This is a genomic window from Staphylococcus sp. FSL W8-0305, from assembly GCF_037966415.1.
Lineage (GTDB): Bacteria > Bacillota > Bacilli > Staphylococcales > Staphylococcaceae > Staphylococcus > Staphylococcus aureus.
Genome location: NZ_CP150198.1, coordinates 2,000,424 through 2,019,697, shown reverse-complemented (window position 1 = coordinate 2,019,697; position 19,274 = coordinate 2,000,424). Strand labels below are relative to the sequence as shown.

The 19,274-nt window shown below is 35.3% G+C and carries 13 protein-coding genes, 2 tRNA genes, 1 riboswitch and 1 other annotated feature; of the genes, 14 read left to right on the top strand and 1 reads right to left on the bottom strand.

What is annotated here, in order from left to right:
• Positions 1-7 precede the first annotated feature (7 nt).
• Both gyrB and gyrA read left to right on the top strand, forming a co-directional pair.
• Complete coding sequence (gene gyrB, locus NST10_RS09810) at positions 8-1,942, top strand: DNA topoisomerase (ATP-hydrolyzing) subunit B (protein WP_000255583.1); 1,935 nt, start codon at positions 8-10, stop codon at positions 1,940-1,942.
• 36 nt (positions 1,943-1,978) lie between these two features.
• Positions 1,979-4,639: a DNA gyrase subunit A gene (gene gyrA / locus NST10_RS09805; RefSeq protein ID WP_000819098.1), complete on the top strand. Its 2,661-nt coding sequence runs from the start codon at positions 1,979-1,981 to the stop codon at positions 4,637-4,639.
• An 87-nt stretch (positions 4,640-4,726) separates the two neighbouring features.
• Here gyrA and NST10_RS09800 read toward each other — a convergent pair whose 3' ends face one another.
• Positions 4,727-5,539 carry an NAD(P)H-hydrate dehydratase gene (locus tag NST10_RS09800; RefSeq protein WP_000449218.1) on the bottom strand — a complete coding sequence of 271 codons (813 nt, stop codon included), beginning with the start codon at positions 5,537-5,539 and terminating at the stop codon, positions 4,727-4,729.
• A 325-nt stretch (positions 5,540-5,864) separates the two neighbouring features.
• On the opposite strand from NST10_RS09800, the gene hutH reads away from it, so the two are divergent.
• The 12 genes from hutH to NST10_RS09740 all read left to right on the top strand — a co-directional run bounded on the left by hutH (position 5,865) and on the right by NST10_RS09740 (position 19,272).
• Positions 5,865-7,379 carry a histidine ammonia-lyase gene (gene hutH / locus NST10_RS09795; protein ID WP_000177483.1) on the top strand — a complete coding sequence of 505 codons (1,515 nt, stop codon included), beginning with the start codon at positions 5,865-5,867 and terminating at the stop codon, positions 7,377-7,379.
• Positions 7,380-7,451: 72 nt separating this feature from the next.
• Positions 7,452-7,667, top strand: a binding site (T-box leader).
• 89 nt (positions 7,668-7,756) lie between these two features.
• Entirely contained in the window at positions 7,757-9,043 is a 1,287-nt protein-coding gene (gene serS, locus NST10_RS09790) for a serine--tRNA ligase (RefSeq protein WP_000884337.1), read from the top strand.
• A 643-nt stretch (positions 9,044-9,686) separates the two neighbouring features.
• A complete protein-coding gene (locus tag NST10_RS09785; protein WP_000207101.1) occupies positions 9,687-10,382 on the top strand; it encodes an AzlC family ABC transporter permease in 696 nt (231 codons plus the stop codon).
• A complete protein-coding gene (locus tag NST10_RS09780; protein WP_000628050.1) occupies positions 10,379-10,708 on the top strand; it encodes an AzlD domain-containing protein in 330 nt (109 codons plus the stop codon). The genes NST10_RS09785 and NST10_RS09780 overlap by 4 nt, the downstream gene beginning before the upstream one ends.
• Before the next feature lie 204 nt (positions 10,709-10,912).
• A riboswitch (SAM riboswitch) is annotated at positions 10,913-11,011 on the top strand.
• 58 nt (positions 11,012-11,069) lie between these two features.
• Positions 11,070-12,038, top strand: a complete 969-nt coding sequence (locus tag NST10_RS09775) for an alpha/beta fold hydrolase family protein (protein WP_339209726.1) — start codon at positions 11,070-11,072, stop codon at positions 12,036-12,038.
• Between the two features lie 292 nt (positions 12,039-12,330).
• Positions 12,331-13,269 (top strand): YybS family protein, encoded by a 939-nt coding sequence (locus tag NST10_RS09770; protein WP_001791031.1) that lies wholly within the window; start codon positions 12,331-12,333, stop codon positions 13,267-13,269.
• Between the two features lie 14 nt (positions 13,270-13,283).
• Positions 13,284-15,251 carry a cyclic-di-AMP phosphodiesterase GdpP gene (gene gdpP / locus NST10_RS09765; protein ID WP_339209724.1) on the top strand — a complete coding sequence of 656 codons (1,968 nt, stop codon included), beginning with the start codon at positions 13,284-13,286 and terminating at the stop codon, positions 15,249-15,251.
• Positions 15,248-15,694: a 50S ribosomal protein L9 gene (gene rplI, locus NST10_RS09760; RefSeq protein ID WP_000864305.1), complete on the top strand. Its 447-nt coding sequence runs from the start codon at positions 15,248-15,250 to the stop codon at positions 15,692-15,694. Before gdpP ends, rplI begins: the two co-directional genes overlap by 4 nt.
• Positions 15,695-15,725: 31 nt before the next feature.
• Positions 15,726-17,126, top strand: a complete 1,401-nt coding sequence (dnaB, locus tag NST10_RS09755; protein ID WP_000375647.1) for a replicative DNA helicase — start codon at positions 15,726-15,728, stop codon at positions 17,124-17,126.
• Between the two features lie 278 nt (positions 17,127-17,404).
• The gene (locus NST10_RS09750) at positions 17,405-18,688 is read left to right on the top strand and encodes an adenylosuccinate synthase (protein WP_000095328.1); all 1,284 of its coding nucleotides are present in this window, start codon (positions 17,405-17,407) and stop codon (positions 18,686-18,688) included.
• A 429-nt stretch (positions 18,689-19,117) separates the two neighbouring features.
• Positions 19,118-19,192: transfer RNA gene (locus NST10_RS09745), tRNA-Glu, on the top strand.
• A 7-nt stretch (positions 19,193-19,199) separates the two neighbouring features.
• Positions 19,200-19,272: transfer RNA gene (locus NST10_RS09740), tRNA-Asp, on the top strand.
• The last annotated feature ends 2 nt before the right edge of the window (positions 19,273-19,274 follow it).

Sequence of the window (19,274 nt, the reverse complement as noted above, 5' to 3'; positions counted from 1 at the left end):
GAAAGCGATGGTGACTGCATTGTCAGATGTAAACAACACGGATAATTATGGTGCTGGGCAAATACAAGTATTAGAAGGTTTAGAAGCAGTACGTAAAAGACCAGGTATGTATATAGGATCGACTTCAGAGAGAGGTTTGCACCATTTAGTGTGGGAAATTGTCGATAATAGTATCGATGAAGCATTAGCTGGTTATGCAAATCAAATTGAAGTTGTTATTGAAAAAGATAACTGGATTAAAGTAACGGATAACGGACGTGGTATCCCAGTTGATATTCAAGAAAAAATGGGACGTCCAGCTGTCGAAGTTATTTTAACTGTTTTACATGCTGGTGGTAAATTCGGCGGTGGCGGATACAAAGTATCTGGTGGTTTACATGGTGTTGGTTCATCAGTTGTAAACGCATTGTCACAAGACTTAGAAGTATATGTACACAGAAATGAGACTATATATCATCAAGCATATAAAAAAGGTGTACCTCAATTTGACTTAAAAGAAGTTGGCACAACTGATAAGACAGGTACTGTCATTCGTTTTAAAGCAGATGGAGAAATCTTCACAGAGACAACTGTATACAACTATGAAACATTACAGCAACGTATTAGAGAGCTTGCTTTCTTAAACAAAGGAATTCAAATCACATTAAGAGATGAACGTGATGAAGAAAACGTTAGAGAAGACTCCTATCACTATGAGGGCGGTATTAAATCTTATGTTGAGTTATTGAACGAAAATAAAGAACCTATTCATGATGAGCCGATTTATATTCATCAATCTAAAGATGATATTGAAGTAGAAATTGCGATTCAATATAACTCAGGATATGCCACAAATCTTTTAACTTACGCAAATAACATTCATACGTACGAAGGTGGTACGCATGAAGACGGATTCAAACGTGCATTAACGCGTGTCTTAAATAGTTATGGTTTAAGTAGCAAGATTATGAAAGAAGACAAAGATAGACTTTCTGGTGAAGATACACGTGAAGGTATGACAGCAATTATATCTATCAAACATGGTGATCCTCAATTCGAAGGTCAAACGAAGACAAAATTAGGTAATTCTGAAGTGCGTCAAGTTGTAGATAAATTATTCTCAGAGCACTTTGAACGATTTTTATATGAAAATCCACAAGTCGCACGTACAGTGGTTGAAAAAGGTATTATGGCGGCACGTGCACGTGTTGCTGCGAAAAAAGCGCGTGAAGTAACACGTCGTAAATCAGCGTTAGATGTAGCAAGTCTTCCAGGTAAATTAGCCGATTGCTCTAGTAAAAGTCCTGAAGAATGTGAGATTTTCTTAGTCGAAGGGGACTCTGCCGGGGGGTCTACAAAATCTGGTCGTGACTCTAGAACGCAGGCGATTTTACCATTACGAGGTAAGATATTAAATGTTGAAAAGGCACGATTAGATAGAATTTTGAATAACAATGAAATTCGTCAAATGATCACAGCATTTGGTACAGGAATCGGTGGCGACTTTGATCTAGCGAAAGCAAGATATCACAAAATCGTCATTATGACTGATGCCGATGTGGATGGAGCGCATATTAGAACATTGTTATTAACATTCTTCTATCGATTTATGAGACCGTTAATTGAAGCAGGCTATGTGTATATTGCACAGCCACCGTTGTATAAACTGACACAAGGTAAACAAAAGTATTATGTATACAATGATAGGGAACTTGATAAACTTAAATCTGAATTGAATCCAACACCAAAATGGTCTATTGCACGATACAAAGGTCTTGGAGAAATGAATGCAGATCAATTATGGGAAACAACAATGAACCCTGAGCACCGCGCTCTTTTACAAGTAAAACTTGAAGATGCGATTGAAGCGGACCAAACATTTGAAATGTTAATGGGTGACGTTGTAGAAAACCGTAGACAATTTATAGAAGATAATGCAGTTTATGCAAACTTAGACTTCTAAGCGCTGTGAACTGAACTTTTGAAGGAGGAACTCTTGATGGCTGAATTACCTCAATCAAGAATAAATGAACGAAATATTACCAGTGAAATGCGTGAATCATTTTTAGATTATGCGATGAGTGTTATCGTTGCTCGTGCATTGCCAGATGTTCGTGACGGTTTAAAACCAGTACATCGTCGTATACTATATGGATTAAATGAACAAGGTATGACACCGGATAAATCATATAAAAAATCAGCACGTATCGTTGGTGACGTAATGGGTAAATATCACCCTCATGGTGACTCATCTATCTATGAAGCAATGGTACGTATGGCTCAAGATTTCAGTTATCGTTATCCGCTTGTTGATGGCCAAGGTAACTTTGGTTCAATGGATGGAGATGGCGCAGCAGCAATGCGTTATACTGAAGCACGTATGACTAAAATCACACTTGAACTGTTACGTGATATTAATAAAGATACAATAGATTTTATCGATAACTATGATGGTAATGAAAGAGAGCCGTCAGTCTTACCTGCTCGATTCCCTAACTTGTTAGCCAATGGTGCATCAGGTATCGCGGTAGGTATGGCAACGAATATTCCACCACATAACTTAACAGAATTGATCAATGGTGTACTTAGCTTAAGTAAGAATCCTGATATTTCAATTGCTGAGTTAATGGAAGATATTGAAGGTCCTGATTTCCCAACTGCTGGACTTATTTTAGGTAAGAGTGGTATTAGACGCGCATATGAAACAGGTCGTGGTTCAATTCAAATGCGTTCTCGTGCAGTTATTGAAGAACGTGGAGGCGGACGTCAACGTATTGTTGTCACTGAAATTCCTTTCCAAGTGAATAAGGCTCGTATGATTGAAAAAATTGCAGAGCTTGTTCGTGACAAGAAAATTGACGGTATTACTGATTTACGTGATGAAACAAGTTTACGTACTGGTGTGCGTGTCGTTATTGATGTGCGTAAGGATGCCAATGCTAGTGTCATTTTAAATAACTTATACAAACAAACACCTCTTCAAACATCATTTGGTGTGAATATGATTGCTCTAGTGAATGGTAGACCGAAGCTGATTAATTTAAAAGAAGCGTTAGTACATTATTTAGAGCATCAAAAGACAGTTGTTAGAAGACGTACGCAATACAACTTACGTAAAGCTAAAGATCGTGCCCACATTTTAGAAGGGTTACGTATTGCGTTAGATCATATCGATGAAATTATTTCAACGATTCGTGAATCAGAAACAGATAAAGTCGCAATGGAAAGTTTGCAACAACGCTTCAAACTTTCTGAAAAACAAGCTCAAGCTATTTTAGACATGCGTTTAAGACGTCTAACAGGTTTAGAGAGAGACAAAATTGAAGCTGAATATAATGAGTTATTAAATTATATTAGTGAATTAGAAGCAATCTTAGCTGATGAAGAAGTGTTATTACAGTTAGTTAGAGATGAATTGACTGAAATTAGAGATCGCTTCGGTGATGATCGTCGTACTGAAATTCAATTAGGTGGATTTGAAGACTTAGAGGACGAGGACTTAATTCCAGAAGAACAAATTGTAATTACTTTGAGCCATAATAACTATATTAAACGTTTGCCGGTATCTACATATCGTGCTCAAAACCGTGGTGGTCGTGGTGTTCAAGGTATGAATACATTGGAAGAAGATTTTGTCAGTCAATTGGTAACTTTAAGTACACATGACCATGTATTGTTCTTTACTAACAAAGGTCGTGTATACAAACTAAAAGGTTATGAAGTGCCTGAGTTATCAAGACAGTCTAAAGGTATTCCTGTAGTGAATGCTATTGAACTTGAAAATGATGAAATCATTAGTACAATGATTGCTGTTAAAGACCTTGAAAGTGAAGATAACTTCTTAGTGTTTGCAACTAAACGTGGTGTCGTTAAACGTTCAGCATTAAGTAACTTCTCAAGAATAAATAGAAATGGTAAGATTGCGATTTCGTTCAGAGAAGATGATGAGTTAATTGCAGTTCGCTTAACAAGTGGTCAAGAAGATATCTTGATTGGTACATCACATGCATCATTAATTCGATTCCCTGAATCAACATTACGTCCTTTAGGCCGTACAGCAACGGGTGTGAAAGGTATTACACTTCGTGAAGGTGACGAAGTTGTAGGGCTTGATGTAGCTCATGCAAACAGTGTTGATGAAGTATTAGTAGTTACTGAAAATGGTTATGGTAAACGTACGCCAGTTAATGACTATCGTTTATCAAATCGTGGTGGTAAAGGTATTAAAACAGCTACGATTACTGAGCGTAATGGTAATGTTGTATGTATCACTACAGTAACTGGTGAAGAAGATTTAATGATTGTTACTAATGCAGGTGTCATTATTCGACTAGATGTTGCAGATATTTCTCAAAATGGTCGTGCAGCACAAGGTGTTCGCTTAATTCGCTTAGGCGATGATCAATTTGTTTCAACGGTTGCTAAAGTAAAAGAGGATGCAGACGAAGAAAATGAAGATGAACAATCTACTGTATCTGAAGATGGTACTGAACAACAACGTGAAGCGGTTGTAAATGATGAAACACCAGGAAATGCAATTCATACTGAAGTGATTGATTCAGAAGTAAATGATGAAGATGGACGTATTGAAGTAAGACAAGATTTCATGGACCGTGTTGAAGAAGACATACAACAATCATCAGATGATGATGAAGAATAATAAAAAAATAAGACTTCCCTATATGTAGGGGGGTCTTATTTTTATGCTAGAAAGTAATGCTATACTATATTCAATGATTAGTAATGACTAACTTTCTAATTGTTTCATTGCGTAAGGTATTTCATTGATAAGTCTTGATGGTGGCACCACATACATATCTTTTGCAAGATTTTCGCCAATAAAACTATGTGTATATGTGGCACTCATAACCGCTTCTTTTAAGTTATCAAATTGACCAACAAAACTTGTAATCATACCAGCAAGTGTATCGCCCATACCACCAGTCGCCATTGCTGGGCTACCGATTGTCAATTTAAAGTCTTCATCTTTAAAGAAAATTTCAGTACCGTGTTTTTTAAGTACAACAGTTGCGCCTAAACGATCAACTGCTTCACGATTACGCTCATATGTCTGTTCCTCAATAGGAATACCACTTAATCGTTCCCATTCTTTGAGATGCGGAGTAAAAATCACGCGACATGTAGGTAATTGTGGTTTCAATTTACTAAAGATTGTGATGGCATCGCCGTCTACGATTAAATTTTGATGCGGTTGTATATTTTGTAGTAGGAATGTAATGGCATTATTTCCTTTGAAATCAACGCCAAGACCTGGACCAATTAGTATACTGTCAGTCATTTCAATCATTTTCGTCAACATTTTCGTATCATTAATATCAATAACCATCGCTTCTGGGCAACGAGAATGTAATGCTGAATGATTTGTTGGATGTGTAGCTACAGTGATTAAACCACTACCGCTAAATACACATGCACGAGCCGCTAACATAATGGCACCACCTAAGTTAGCAGATCCACCAATTAATAAAATTTTGCCATAATCACCTTTATGTGAATCTTCTTTACGCTTAGGAATGTTAATAGAATTTAACGTTTCCATAGTGATATAACCTCCCATGTAAAAGCCTTTTCCGAATTTATTCAATTTTAAAAATATATAGTAACTTTTAACAAAATGTATTATAAATTTCTGAATTCATTATTATTTGTCGTTAAATACAATAGAAAATACTATACCTGTATATGCAATTCGTCAATAGATAAATTATTAAATATGCTTACAACAATCTTAATATCCTTTAACGCACTACAATAGTGCTCTGATAATAGGTTATAAATGTACGTAAAACCATTGTTTCAATAAAAATGAAAACGTATACTTCAAGAAGGATGGGTTACTTAATATAAACAAGGGGGTAACATATATGACTTTATATTTAGATGGTGAAACACTAACAATTGAGTATATTAAATCATTTTTACAACAACAATCAAAGATTGAAATTATTGATGATGCGTTAGAACGTGTCAAAAAAAGTAGAGCAGTAGTTGAACGTATTATTGAAAATGAGGAAACGGTTTACGGTATCACTACAGGTTTTGGGTTATTTAGTGATGTACGTATAGACCCGACGCAATATAACGAATTACAAATGAATCTGATACGCTCACATGCCTGTGGACTAGGTGAGCCATTTTCAAAAGAAGTAGCATTAGTCATGATGATTTTACGATTGAATACATTATTAAAAGGTCATTCAGGTGCCACTTTAGAATTAGTGAGACAATTACAATTTTTTATAAATGAACGTATTATACCGATAATCCCACAGCAAGGCTCTCTCGGTGCATCAGGAGATTTAGCGCCATTATCACATTTAGCATTAGCATTAATTGGTGAAGGGAAAGTATTGTACAGAGGTGAAGAAAAGGATAGTGACGATGTATTAAGAGAATTAAATAGACAACCTTTGAACCTTCAGGCTAAAGAAGGTTTAGCATTGATTAATGGTACGCAAGCTATGACAGCTCAAGGTGTCATTAGTTATATAGAAGCAGAAGATTTAGGTTACCAATCTGAATGGATTGCTGCATTAACGCATCAGTCTCTTAATGGCATTATAGATGCATATCGACATGATGTGCACGCTGTTCGTAATTTTCAAGAACAGATTAATGTGGCAGCGCGTATGCGTGATTGGTTAGAAGGATCAACATTAACGACGCGACAAGCAGAAATACGTGTACAAGATGCATATACATTGCGTTGTATACCACAAATCCATGGCGCGAGTTTTCAAGTATTCAATTATGTTAAACAGCAATTAGAATTTGAAATGAATGCGGCTAATGATAATCCACTTATATTTGAGGAAGCAAATGCAACGTTTGTTATTTCGGGTGGTAACTTCCATGGACAACCTATTGCTTTTGCATTAGATCATCTTAAATTAGGTGTAAGTGAATTAGCAAACGTATCGGAACGTCGTCTAGAGCGACTAGTAAATCCTCAATTAAATGGTGATTTACCAGCATTTCTTAGTCCAGAGCCAGGATTGCAAAGTGGCGCGATGATTATGCAATATGCTGCTGCAAGTCTCGTTTCTGAAAATAAAACTTTAGCGCATCCAGCGAGTGTTGATTCTATCACTTCATCTGCGAACCAAGAAGATCACGTATCTATGGGAACTACAGCTGCTAGACATGGTTATCAAATTATTGAAAATGCAAGACGTGTGTTGGCAATCGAATGTGTTATTGCATTACAAGCAGCAGAGTTGAAAGGTGTCGAAGGATTATCACCAAAAACACGTCGCAAGTATGATGAGTTTCGAAGTATCGTGCCATCCATTACATATGACCGTCAATTTCATAAAGATATTGAAGCGGTTGCACAGTATTTAAAGCAATCAATTTATCAAACGACTGCATGTCACTAAATCGACATGATTGATGTTTGAAATCGTTACTTGAAAAAGCAAATATAGTTTGCTATATTAAAAATAACTTAATAAGACATTGTTCGTAGGACAAGTAATATATAGTGTTCGATATCAGAGAGCTTGTGGTTAGTGTGAACAAGAATCAACATATATATGAATCTACCTACTTATTTAAAAGAACAATCGGTGATAACCGTTATTTTAGTGAAGTGCAATTTAGGTTTAGTGTATCTTTATAACTTAAATTGTTAAATAGGGTGGCAACGCGTAGACCACGTCCCTTGTAGGGATGTGGTCTTTTTTTATTTTCTAAAAAATAAAGACGTGCGTCATTCCATAATAAATGATAATTATTTGGGAAAGGATGAAGGTTAATGTTAGACATTAGATTATTCAGAAATGAGCCTGACACAGTTAAGAGCAAAATTGAATTACGCGGAGATGATCCAAAAGTTGTAGATGAAATTTTAGAATTGGATGAGCAACGACGTAAATTAATTAGTGCAACAGAAGAAATGAAAGCACGTCGTAATAAAGTAAGCGAAGAAATCGCATTAAAAAAACGTAATAAAGAAAATGCTGATGATGTGATTGCTGAAATGCGCACATTAGGTGACGATATTAAAGAAAAAGATAGTCAATTAAATGAAATTGATAGTAAAATGACAGGTATCCTTTGTCGTATTCCAAATTTAATAAGTGATGATGTACCTCAAGGTGAATCTGATGAAGATAACGTTGAAGTTAAAAAGTGGGGTACACCACGTGAGTTTTCATTTGAACCAAAAGCACATTGGGATATTGTAGAAGAATTGAAAATGGCTGATTTTGATCGTGCAGCAAAAGTTTCAGGTGCGCGTTTTGTATATTTAACAAATGAAGGTGCGCAATTAGAGCGTGCTTTAATGAACTATATGATTACAAAACATACAACACAACATGGTTATACAGAAATGATGGTACCACAGCTTGTAAACGCAGATACAATGTATGGTACAGGTCAATTACCTAAATTTGAAGAAGATTTATTTAAAGTAGAAAAAGAAGGATTATATACAATTCCAACTGCTGAAGTACCATTAACGAATTTCTATCGTAATGAAATTATTCAACCAGGTGTACTTCCTGAAAAATTCACTGGTCAATCTGCATGTTTCCGTAGTGAAGCAGGATCAGCAGGTAGAGATACAAGAGGATTAATTCGTTTACATCAATTCGATAAAGTGGAAATGGTACGTTTTGAACAACCTGAAGATTCATGGAATGCTTTAGAAGAAATGACAACAAACGCAGAAGCAATTTTAGAAGAGTTAGGTTTACCATACCGTCGTGTTATTTTATGTACAGGTGATATTGGATTTAGTGCAAGCAAAACATATGATTTAGAAGTTTGGTTACCAAGCTACAATGATTATAAAGAAATTAGTTCATGCTCAAACTGTACGGATTTCCAAGCGCGTCGTGCTAACATCCGCTTCAAGCGTGACAAAGCAGCTAAACCAGAATTAGCACATACATTAAATGGTAGTGGTTTAGCAGTTGGACGTACATTTGCTGCTATTGTTGAAAATTACCAAAATGAAGATGGAACAGTAACAATTCCAGAAGCATTAGTACCATTTATGGGTGGTAAAACACAAATTTCAAAACCAGTTAAATAAAGACTTTAGCTACAAGCTTTAAAAAGTATATATCTACGTATACTTAAAGCAAGGCCAAGATACTTTAAATAATATTTTAAAAAGTGGTGACGAAGCTGTCGCCACTTTTTTTGTGCTGTAAAAGTATAATAGTGAGCCAATGCACATAACAACAATAAATTAAGTTTGTTGTTTAATGGGGTGAACGCATTTCATTATAGCAACAATACGGGATAATTATGATGAACTAAAACAATCTAAAACGTAACAATTTTGAGCATCACTATTATGGGAAATTAAGTGATAAAAAACTGATTTCGTTGATGTAGTATGAGTAATATCGATGCAGTAGGGTAGGGGGGATTATCGAAAGTGTTAGAGACATGAATCAATATCCCAGACTCATCATTAGATATAAAAAATTATAAAATTAGTACTTAAAAACAACTACAAACCCGTAGAAAATATGGAGGTAGTATTAAATAAAATATTGAAAATTCTCAAAACTAAAAAGCTGATATGAAGCCGATTAAAGACTCCGGTATGTCTAACCTCAGACAAACCGGAGTCTAACGTTATTGCTTGTCATATAGAACTATATTAGACTAGGTATATTATTTTTTCGTAATTATATAAATATAAAGTGAAAAAGGAGGTAATTGAGATGACAACACATTTGAGTTTTAGACAAGGCGTGCAAGAGTGTATCCCAACATTATTGGGTTATGCCGGTGTTGGTATTTCATTTGGTATCGTGGCTTCATCTCAAAACTTTAGTATTTTAGAAATTATCTTGTTATGTCTTGTTATATATGCCGGTGCTGCGCAATTTATTATGTGCGCGTTGTTTATAGCAGGTACACCGATATCAGCGATTGTACTAACTGTATTTATCGTAAATTCAAGAATGTTCCTTTTAAGTATGTCGCTTGCACCAAACTTCAAGACATATGGGTTTTGGAACCGTGTTGGATTAGGTTCATTAGTAACTGACGAAACGTTTGGTGTCGCCATTACACCTTATTTAAAAGGAGAAGCTATCAATGATCGTTGGATGCATGGTCTTAATATTACAGCATATTTATTTTGGGTAATTCCATGTGTAGCAGGTGCATTGTTTGGCGAGTATATTTCGAATCCACAAGCATTAGGATTAGATTTTGCTATCACGGCTATGTTTATCTTTTTAGCCATTGCACAATTTGAATCAATTACTAAATCGCGTTTAAGAATTTACATAGTACTCATTATTGCCGTCATAGTAATGATGTTATCGCTAAGTATGTTTATGCCTTCATATCTAGCAATATTAATTGCAGCCACAATTTCAGCAGCGTTAGGAGTGATGATGGAACGATGATAACTCATATGAACATGTTAATACTTATTTTATTGTGTGGAATCGTAACGCTATTAATTCGAATTATACCTTTTATCATGATTTCAAAAGTGCAATTGCCTGATGTCGTGGTTCGATGGCTATCATTTATCCCAATCACACTATTTACGGCACTTGTCATTGACAGCATTATTCAACAGACGCCTCATGGTGAGGGGTATACATTAAACATCCCTTACATTATCGCGCTCATTCCGACGGTTATTTTATCTATAATCACGCGTAGTTTAACTATTACAATTATTAGTGGGATTGTTATCATGGCAGCATTACGATTTTTCTTTTAAAAATAACTGAAAATCATTGAACAGATATTTAAACTTAGGTAAACTGTTAGTAATCAGAAAATTCTGATATACAAATCATCTATGTTAAGATTGGGAATCGTGTATACGTAAGCGATTTGGCTAACGCATGACAATGATAACAACATTTTAAATGATAAAAGTAATTCATTACTGAATCTCAACTAACACATAACAATTTCATATTTCTTATTGTGAGAAGTTGAGGGACTTGGCCCTGTGATACTTCAGCAACCGACTTTATAGCACGGTGCTAAAACCAACGAGTTACTCGAATGATAAGTATAAAGACTTCTTACTTTTCAATAGGGTGAGAAGTTTTTTGTTTAAGGAGGAAAGAACAATGACAAATTACACAGTAGATACTTTAAATTTAGGGGAATTTATAACAGAATCTGGGGAAGTCATAGATAACTTGCGTTTGAGATATGAGCATGTCGGTTATCATGGACAACCATTAGTTGTAGTTTGTCATGCATTAACTGGCAATCATTTAACATATGGAACAGATGATTATCCGGGGTGGTGGCGAGAAATTATTGATGGGGGATATGTGCCTATTCATGACTATCAATTTTTAACATTTGATGTTATTGGTAGTCCTTTCGGTTCAAGTTCACCTTTAAACGACCCTCATTTTCCTAAAAAATTAACATTAAGAGATATTGTTAGAGCGAATGAACGAGGTATACAAGCGCTTGGTTATGACAAAATTAATATTTTAATAGGGGGAAGTCTTGGAGGTATGCAAGCAATGGAACTACTTTACAATCGACAGTTTGAAGTAGATAAAGCCATTATTCTTGCTGCAACAAGTCGAACATCATCTTATAGTAGAGCTTTCAATGAAATTACGCGTCAGGCCATTCATCTTGGTGGTAAGGAAGGTCTAAGTATTGCACGCCAATTAGGTTTTTTGACATATCGATCATCGAAAAGTTATGATGAACGTTTCACACCGGATGAAGTAGTCGCATACCAGCAACATCAAGGTAATAAATTTAAAGAACGATTCGATTTGAATTGTTATCTGACACTGCTAGATGTATTGGATAGTCACAACATTGACCGAGGTCGCACAGACGTAACGCATGTTTTTAAAAATTTAGAAACGAAAGTCTTAACAATGGGCTTTATAGATGATTTGCTATATCCGGATGATCAAGTTCGTGCTTTAGGTGAACGTTTTAAATATCATCGTCATTTCTTTGTACCTGATAACGTTGGGCATGATGGATTCCTACTAAACTTTAGTACCTGGGCACCTAACTTATATCATTTCTTAAATTTAAAGCATTTTAAGCGCAAGTAATAATGTATATATTTTCAAAGAATGAAGCCACTAAATCACAGTTATCATATTCAAAAACATCTAGAGTACATGAGAGTGGAAATGAATTGTAAATCTAAATCAAGCTTGATTGCTATGTAGTGGGATTAAATAATCATGTTGAAAATGAAAGCACACAAAAGCGATTTAAATGAGTATGTTAATTACTTATAAAACATGAAAGTTATTATTCAATTAAATGAAATAGAAGCATACAATCTATAAATTGTTAATTTCCATTAAAGAGGTTAAAATAATAGCTATAGTTAAAAATATGGGAGTGGCTTATGTGTTTTCAAAAATACAACCTAAAGCAACAATGATTGCAACGATTACGTTGGTATTTGTCGCTTTAGCTTTATATCTAGTGCCTGGTTTAGGACTAATATTTGCATTATTTGCAACCATACCAGGTATCGTTTTATGGAATAAATCAATACAATCTTTCGGGATTAGTGCACTTATTACAGTAATTATAACAACTGTTTTAGGTAATACTTTCGTTTTAAGTGCTATCATATTAGTCTTAATTGCAAGTTTAATTATTGGTCAATTGCTCAAAGAAAGAACGTCTAAAGAAAGAATATTATACGTAACAACCGTAGCGATGAGCTTAATTTCATTAATCGCCTTTATGTTACTACAAACATTCGGAAGAATTCCACCATCAGCGAGCATAGTAAAACCTTTCAAGCAAACATTACATGAAGCGATTACGATGAGCGGTGCCGATGCGAATATGACCCAAATATTAGAAGAAGGGTTTAGACAAGCGACCGTTCAATTACCAGGTTTCATCATTATCATTACATTTTTAATCGTCTTAATTAACTTAATCGTTACATTTCCGATTTTACGAAAATTTAAAATCGCTACACCTGTATTTAAGCCACTTTTCGCGTGGCAAATGAGCGGTATTTTATTATGGATATACATTATTGTTATCATATGTTTATTATTTACAGGTCAACCGAGTGTGTTCCAGAGCATTCTTTTAAATTTCCAACTTGTGTTATCATTAGTGATGTATATTCAAGGTTTAAGTGTTATTCATTTCTTTGGTAAAGCGAAAGGTTTGCCGAATGCAGTAACGATTTTACTATTGGTTATCGGTACAATACTGACACCTACGACGCATATTGTAGGACTACTTGGTGTTATCGATTTAAGTTTGAATTTGAAGCGAATCATGAAAAATAATTCTAAAAAGTGAATAGAGGTGGAATAATGAATCGGCAGTCCACTAAGAAAGCTTTACTAATACCATTTGTCATCATGATCATCACAGCAATTGTTTTAATGGGTGTATGGTTTATCTTTAATAGCCTTATAGCATTAATTGCATCTATCGTTCTTGTCGTGATGATTATTGTTAGCATCGTTTTATTCAGACAAGCTTTAATGAAAATGGATAGTTATGTAGATGGTTTGAGTGCTCAAATTTCAACAACAAATAATAAAGCAATCAAACATTTACCAATTGGTATCATTGTTTTAGATGAAAATGATCACATCGAATGGGTTAACCAATTTATGACAGATCATATGGAAGCAAATGTCATTTCTGAATCTGTAAATGAAGTATTTCCAAACATTTTAAAGCAATTAGATAGAGTGAAATCCGTTGAAATAGAATATAATCAGTATCATTTCCAAGTACGTTATTCTGAGAATGATCACTGCCTCTATTTCTTTGATATAACTGAACAAGTACAAACAAATGAACTATATGAAAATTCTAAACCAATCATTGCGACATTATTTTTAGACAACTACGATGAGATTACGCAAAATATGAATGATACGCAGCGTTCGGAGATCAATTCAATGGTAACGCGTGTCATTAGTCGATGGGCAACTGAGTATAATATATTCTTTAAAAGGTATAGTTCCGATCAATTCGTAGCCTATTTAAATCAAAAAATATTAGCTGACTTAGAAGAATCTAAATTTGATATCTTGAGTCAATTACGTGAAAAAAGTGTTGGTTATTGTGCCCAATTAACATTAAGTATCGGTGTTGGTGAAGGCACTGAAAATTTAATCGACTTAGGTGAATTATCACAATCAGGCCTAGACTTAGCATTAGGACGTGGTGGTGACCAAGTTGCAATTAAAAGTATTAATGGTAATGTGCGCTTCTATGGCGGTAAGACTGACCCGATGGAGAAACGTACTCGTGTAAGAGCACGTGTTATCTCACATGCGTTAAAAGACATCCTTGCAGAGGGTGACAAAGTCATTATCATGGGACATAAACGTCCTGACTTAGATGCAATTGGTGCAGCAATCGGTGTGTCTAGATTTGCAATGATGAATAATTTAGAAGCATACATCGTATTAAATGAGACTGACATTGATCCAACATTACGACGCGTGATGAACGAAATTGATAAAAAGCCAGAGTTAAGAGAGCGATTTATTACATCAGATGATGCTTGGGATATGATGACATCTAAGACAACCGTAGTGATTGTTGATACGCATAAACCGGAACTGGTTTTAGATGAAAATGTCTTAAATAAAGCAAACCGTAAAGTTGTTATCGATCATCATAGACGTGGTGAAAGCTTCATCTCTAATCCATTGTTGATATATATGGAACCATACGCAAGTTCAACAGCAGAACTTGTAACAGAATTACTGGAATATCAACCAACAGAACAACGTTTAACGCGTCTTGAATCAACAGTGATGTATGCAGGTATTATTGTAGATACAAGAAACTTTACATTACGAACAGGATCAAGAACATTCGATGCAGCGAGTTATTTACGTGCACATGGTGCAGATACGATTTTAACGCAACATTTCTTAAAAGATGATGTGGATACTTACATTAATCGATCTGAATTAATTCGAACTGTAAAAGTTGAAGATAATGGCATAGCCATTGCGCATGGTTCAGACGATAAAATTTATCATCCAGTAACAGTTGCACAAGCAGCAGATGAACTGTTAAGTTTAGAAGGTATTGAAGCATCATATGTTGTTGCGAGACGTGAAGATAATCTGATTGGTATATCTGCGCGTTCACTCGGTTCAGTAAATGTCCAGTTAACAATGGAAGCACTTGGTGGCGGTGGACATTTAACCAATGCTGCAACACAACTTAAAGGTGTGACAGTCGAAGAGGCGATAGCGCAATTACAACAAGCAATTACAGAACAATTAAGTAGGAGTGAAGATGCATGAAAGTAATTTTTACACAAGATGTTAAAGGTAAAGGTAAAAAAGGTGAAGTTAAAGAAGTACCAGTAGGTTATGCAAATAACTTCTTATTGAAAAAGAATTATGCTGTAGAAGCAACACCAGGTAACCTGAAACAATTAGAGTTACAGAAAAAACGTGCAAAACAAGAACGCCAACAAGAAATTGAAGATGCTAAAGCATTAAAAGAAACTTTATCAAACATTGAAGTTGAAGTATCAGCAAAAACTGGTGAAGGTGGTAAATTGTTTGGATCAGTAAGCACAAAACAAATTGCCGAAGCACTAAAAGCACAACATGATATTAAAATTGATAAACGTAAAATGGATTTACCAAATGGAATTCATTCCCTAGGATATACGAATGTACCTGTTAAATTAGATAAAGAAGTTGAAGGTACAATTCGCGTACACACAGTTGAACAATAAAGTTGGATTGAAATAAGAGGTGTAACCATTCATGGATAGAATGTATGAGCAAAATCAAATGCCACATAACAATGAAGCTGAACAGTCTGTCTTAGGTTCAATTATTATAGATCCAGAATTGATTAATACTACTCAGGAAGTGTTGCTTCCTGAGTCATTTTATAGGGGTGCCCATCAACATATTTTCCGTGCAATGATGCACTTAAATGAAGATAATAAAGAAATTGATGTTGTAACATTGATGGATCAATTATCGACGGAAGGTACGTTGAATGAAGCGGGTGGCCCGCAATATCTTGCAGAGTTATCTACAAATGTACCAACGACGCGAAATGTTCAGTATTATACTGATATCGTTTCTAAGCATGCATTAAAACGTAGATTAATTCAAACTGCAGATAGTATTGCCAATGATGGATATAATGATGAACTTGAACTAGATGCGATTTTAAGTGATGCAGAACGTCGAATTTTAGAGCTATCATCTTCTCGTGAAAGCGATGGCTTTAAAGACATTCGAGACGTCTTAGGACAAGTATATGAAACAGCTGAAGAGCTTGATCAAAATAGTGGTCAAACACCAGGTATTCCTACAGGATATCGAGATTTAGACCAAATGACAGCAGGGTTCAACCGAAATGATTTAATTATCCTTGCAGCGCGTCCATCTGTAGGTAAGACTGCGTTCGCACTTAATATTGCACAAAAAGTTGCAACGCATGAAGATATGTATACAGTTGGTATTTTCTCACTAGAGATGGGTGCTGATCAGTTAGCCACACGTATGATTTGTAGTTCTGGTAATGTTGACTCAAACCGCTTAAGAACCGGTACTATGACTGAGGAAGATTGGAGTCGTTTTACTATAGCGGTAGGTAAATTATCACGTACGAAGATTTTTATTGATGATACACCGGGTATTCGAATTAATGATCTACGTTCTAAATGTCGTCGATTAAAGCAAGAACATGGCTTAGACATGATTGTGATTGACTACTTACAGTTGATTCAAGGTAGTGGTTCACGTGCGTCTGATAACAGACAACAGGAAGTTTCTGAAATCTCTCGTACATTAAAAGCATTAGCCCGTGAATTAGAATGTCCAGTTATCGCATTAAGTCAGTTATCTCGTGGTGTTGAACAACGACAAGATAAACGTCCAATGATGAGTGATATTCGTGAATCTGGTTCGATTGAGCAAGATGCCGATATCGTTGCATTCTTATACCGTGATGATTACTATAACCGTGGTGGCGATGAAGATGATGACGATGATGGTGGTTTCGAGCCGCAAACGAATGATGAAAACGGCGAAATTGAAATCATCATTGCTAAGCAACGTAATGGTCCAACAGGCACAGTTAAGTTACACTTTATGAAACAATATAATAAATTTACAGATATCGATTATGCACATGCTGATATGATGTAAAAAAAGTTTTTCCGTACAATAATCATTTTAGTGATAAAATTGTACGGTTTTTATTTTGTTCTGAACGGGTTGATATATGTTAAGTTTGTGTATTGGAAGTGATGAATTAGTGCTGTCAAAGACTCTGTTAAAGGGTTTTGAGGACGTTGAAGACGATTTGTTAAAATGATTTTTCTTTTAAAAAGGCTGAAAATCAATGTTCGATTTTTATTTGCATTATGGTCTCGATATTGGTAGAATATCAAATGGTTAAATGAGAAAAACTTGGAGGTGCTCACATGTCATCAATCGTAGTAGTTGGGACACAATGGGGAGACGAAGGAAAAGGAAAAATAACGGATTTCTTGGCAGAACAGTCAGATGTTATCGCGCGTTTTTCAGGTGGTAATAATGCAGGCCATACCATTCAATTTGGCGGAGAAACATATAAATTACATTTAGTACCATCTGGTATCTTTTACAAAGACAAATTAGCGGTAATCGGTAACGGAGTCGTTGTTGATCCAGTTGCACTATTGAAAGAATTAGACGGATTAAATGAACGTGGCATTCCTACAAGTAATTTACGTATATCTAATCGTGCACAAGTGATTTTACCATATCACTTAGCACAAGATGAATATGAAGAACGTTTACGCGGTGATAATAAGATTGGTACAACTAAAAAAGGTATCGGTCCAGCATATGTAGACAAAGTTCAACGTATCGGTATTCGTATGGCAGATTTACTTGAAAAAGAAACATTCGAAAGATTATTAAAATCAAACATTGAATATAAACAAGCATATTTCAAAGGCATGTTTAACGAAACATGCCCATCATTTGATGATATCTTTGAAGAATATTATGCAGCAGGTCAACGTCTAAAAGAATTTGTAACAGACACATCAAAAATCTTAGACGATGCATTTGTAGCAGATGAAAAGGTACTTTTCGAAGGTGCGCAAGGTGTAATGTTAGATATCGACCATGGTACATATCCATTCGTTACATCAAGTAATCCAATTGCAGGTAACGTTACTGTTGGTACAGGTGTAGGTCCTACATTCGTTTCAAAGGTAATTGGTGTATGTAAAGCTTATACATCACGTGTTGGTGATGGTCCATTCCCTACTGAATTATTCGATGAAGATGGACATCATATTAGAGAAGTTGGTCGTGAATACGGTACAACAACAGGACGTCCACGTCGTGTAGGTTGGTTTGATTCAGTTGTATTACGTCACTCTCGTCGTGTAAGTGGTATTACAGATTTATCTATTAACTCAATTGATGTTTTAACAGGCCTAGACACAGTGAAAATCTGTACAGCTTATGAATTAGACGGTAAAGAAATTACTGAGTACCCAGCAAACTTAGATCAATTAAAACGTTGTAAACCAATCTTTGAAGAGCTACCAGGTTGGACAGAAGACGTAACAAGTGTGCGTACTTTAGAAGAATTACCTGAAAATGCACGTAAATATTTAGAGCGTATTTCAGAATTATGTAATGTACAAATTTCTATCTTCTCAGTTGGTCCAGATAGAGAACAAACAAATCTATTAAAAGAATTGTGGTAAAACTTTATATAAGTCATACACAATGATTATAAATACATGAGCCTTCTATCTTTATTGGTAGGAGGCTTTTGTTATGTTTGCTTCTGTATCGATTCGATTATTTAGATAAAAAATACTAACGTAAAGGTGGTATTTGCTAGTCATAATTTAGAAGATTAGATGATATTTAATGAAAATTAAGATAAAATACTTGAATGTAGGAAGTCTGATGTCGAAAATGACTATTAAAATAGAGTAGACGTAAGTGTGAATGCAAGTATCTAAAATAGAAAAATTTCAAAAATAGCGTAATTATTATAATAAATAGACTGCCAATAAAATGCAATTTTTCACTTATAACATTCTTCAAAAAATAATAGCAAAATTATGTAAAAAATATCTTGTCATGGCAAGATTGGCTGTGCTATAATCTATCTTGTGCTTAAGAACGGCTCCTTGGTCAAGCGGTTAAGACACCGCCCTTTCACGGCGGTAACACGGGTTCGAGTCCCGTAGGAGTCACCATTTTTTAGGTCTCGTAGTGTAGCGGTTAACACGCCTGCCTGTCACGCAGGAGATCGCGGGTTCGATTCCCGTCGAGACCGTA

Excerpts from the sequence above, each read along its gene's own strand:
- NST10_RS09775 (WP_339209726.1), top strand. The coding sequence starts at position 11,070 with ATGACAAATTACACAGTAGATACTTTAAATTTAGGGGAATTTATAACA.
- serS (WP_000884337.1), top strand. The coding sequence starts at position 7,757 with ATGTTAGACATTAGATTATTCAGAAATGAGCCTGACACAGTTAAGAGC.
- rplI (WP_000864305.1), top strand. The coding sequence starts at position 15,248 with ATGAAAGTAATTTTTACACAAGATGTTAAAGGTAAAGGTAAAAAAGGT.
- NST10_RS09770 (WP_001791031.1), top strand. The coding sequence starts at position 12,331 with ATGGGAGTGGCTTATGTGTTTTCAAAAATACAACCTAAAGCAACAATG.
- dnaB (WP_000375647.1), top strand. The coding sequence starts at position 15,726 with ATGGATAGAATGTATGAGCAAAATCAAATGCCACATAACAATGAAGCT.
- gyrA (WP_000819098.1), top strand. The coding sequence starts at position 1,979 with ATGGCTGAATTACCTCAATCAAGAATAAATGAACGAAATATTACCAGT.
- NST10_RS09785 (WP_000207101.1), top strand. The coding sequence starts at position 9,687 with ATGACAACACATTTGAGTTTTAGACAAGGCGTGCAAGAGTGTATCCCA.
- hutH (WP_000177483.1), top strand. The coding sequence starts at position 5,865 with ATGACTTTATATTTAGATGGTGAAACACTAACAATTGAGTATATTAAA.
- gyrB (WP_000255583.1), top strand. The coding sequence starts at position 8 with ATGGTGACTGCATTGTCAGATGTAAACAACACGGATAATTATGGTGCT.
- NST10_RS09750 (WP_000095328.1), top strand. The coding sequence starts at position 17,405 with ATGTCATCAATCGTAGTAGTTGGGACACAATGGGGAGACGAAGGAAAA.
- NST10_RS09800 (WP_000449218.1), bottom strand. The coding sequence starts at position 5,539 with ATGGAAACGTTAAATTCTATTAACATTCCTAAGCGTAAAGAAGATTCA.
- NST10_RS09780 (WP_000628050.1), top strand. The coding sequence starts at position 10,379 with ATGATAACTCATATGAACATGTTAATACTTATTTTATTGTGTGGAATC.
- gdpP (WP_339209724.1), top strand. The coding sequence starts at position 13,284 with ATGAATCGGCAGTCCACTAAGAAAGCTTTACTAATACCATTTGTCATC.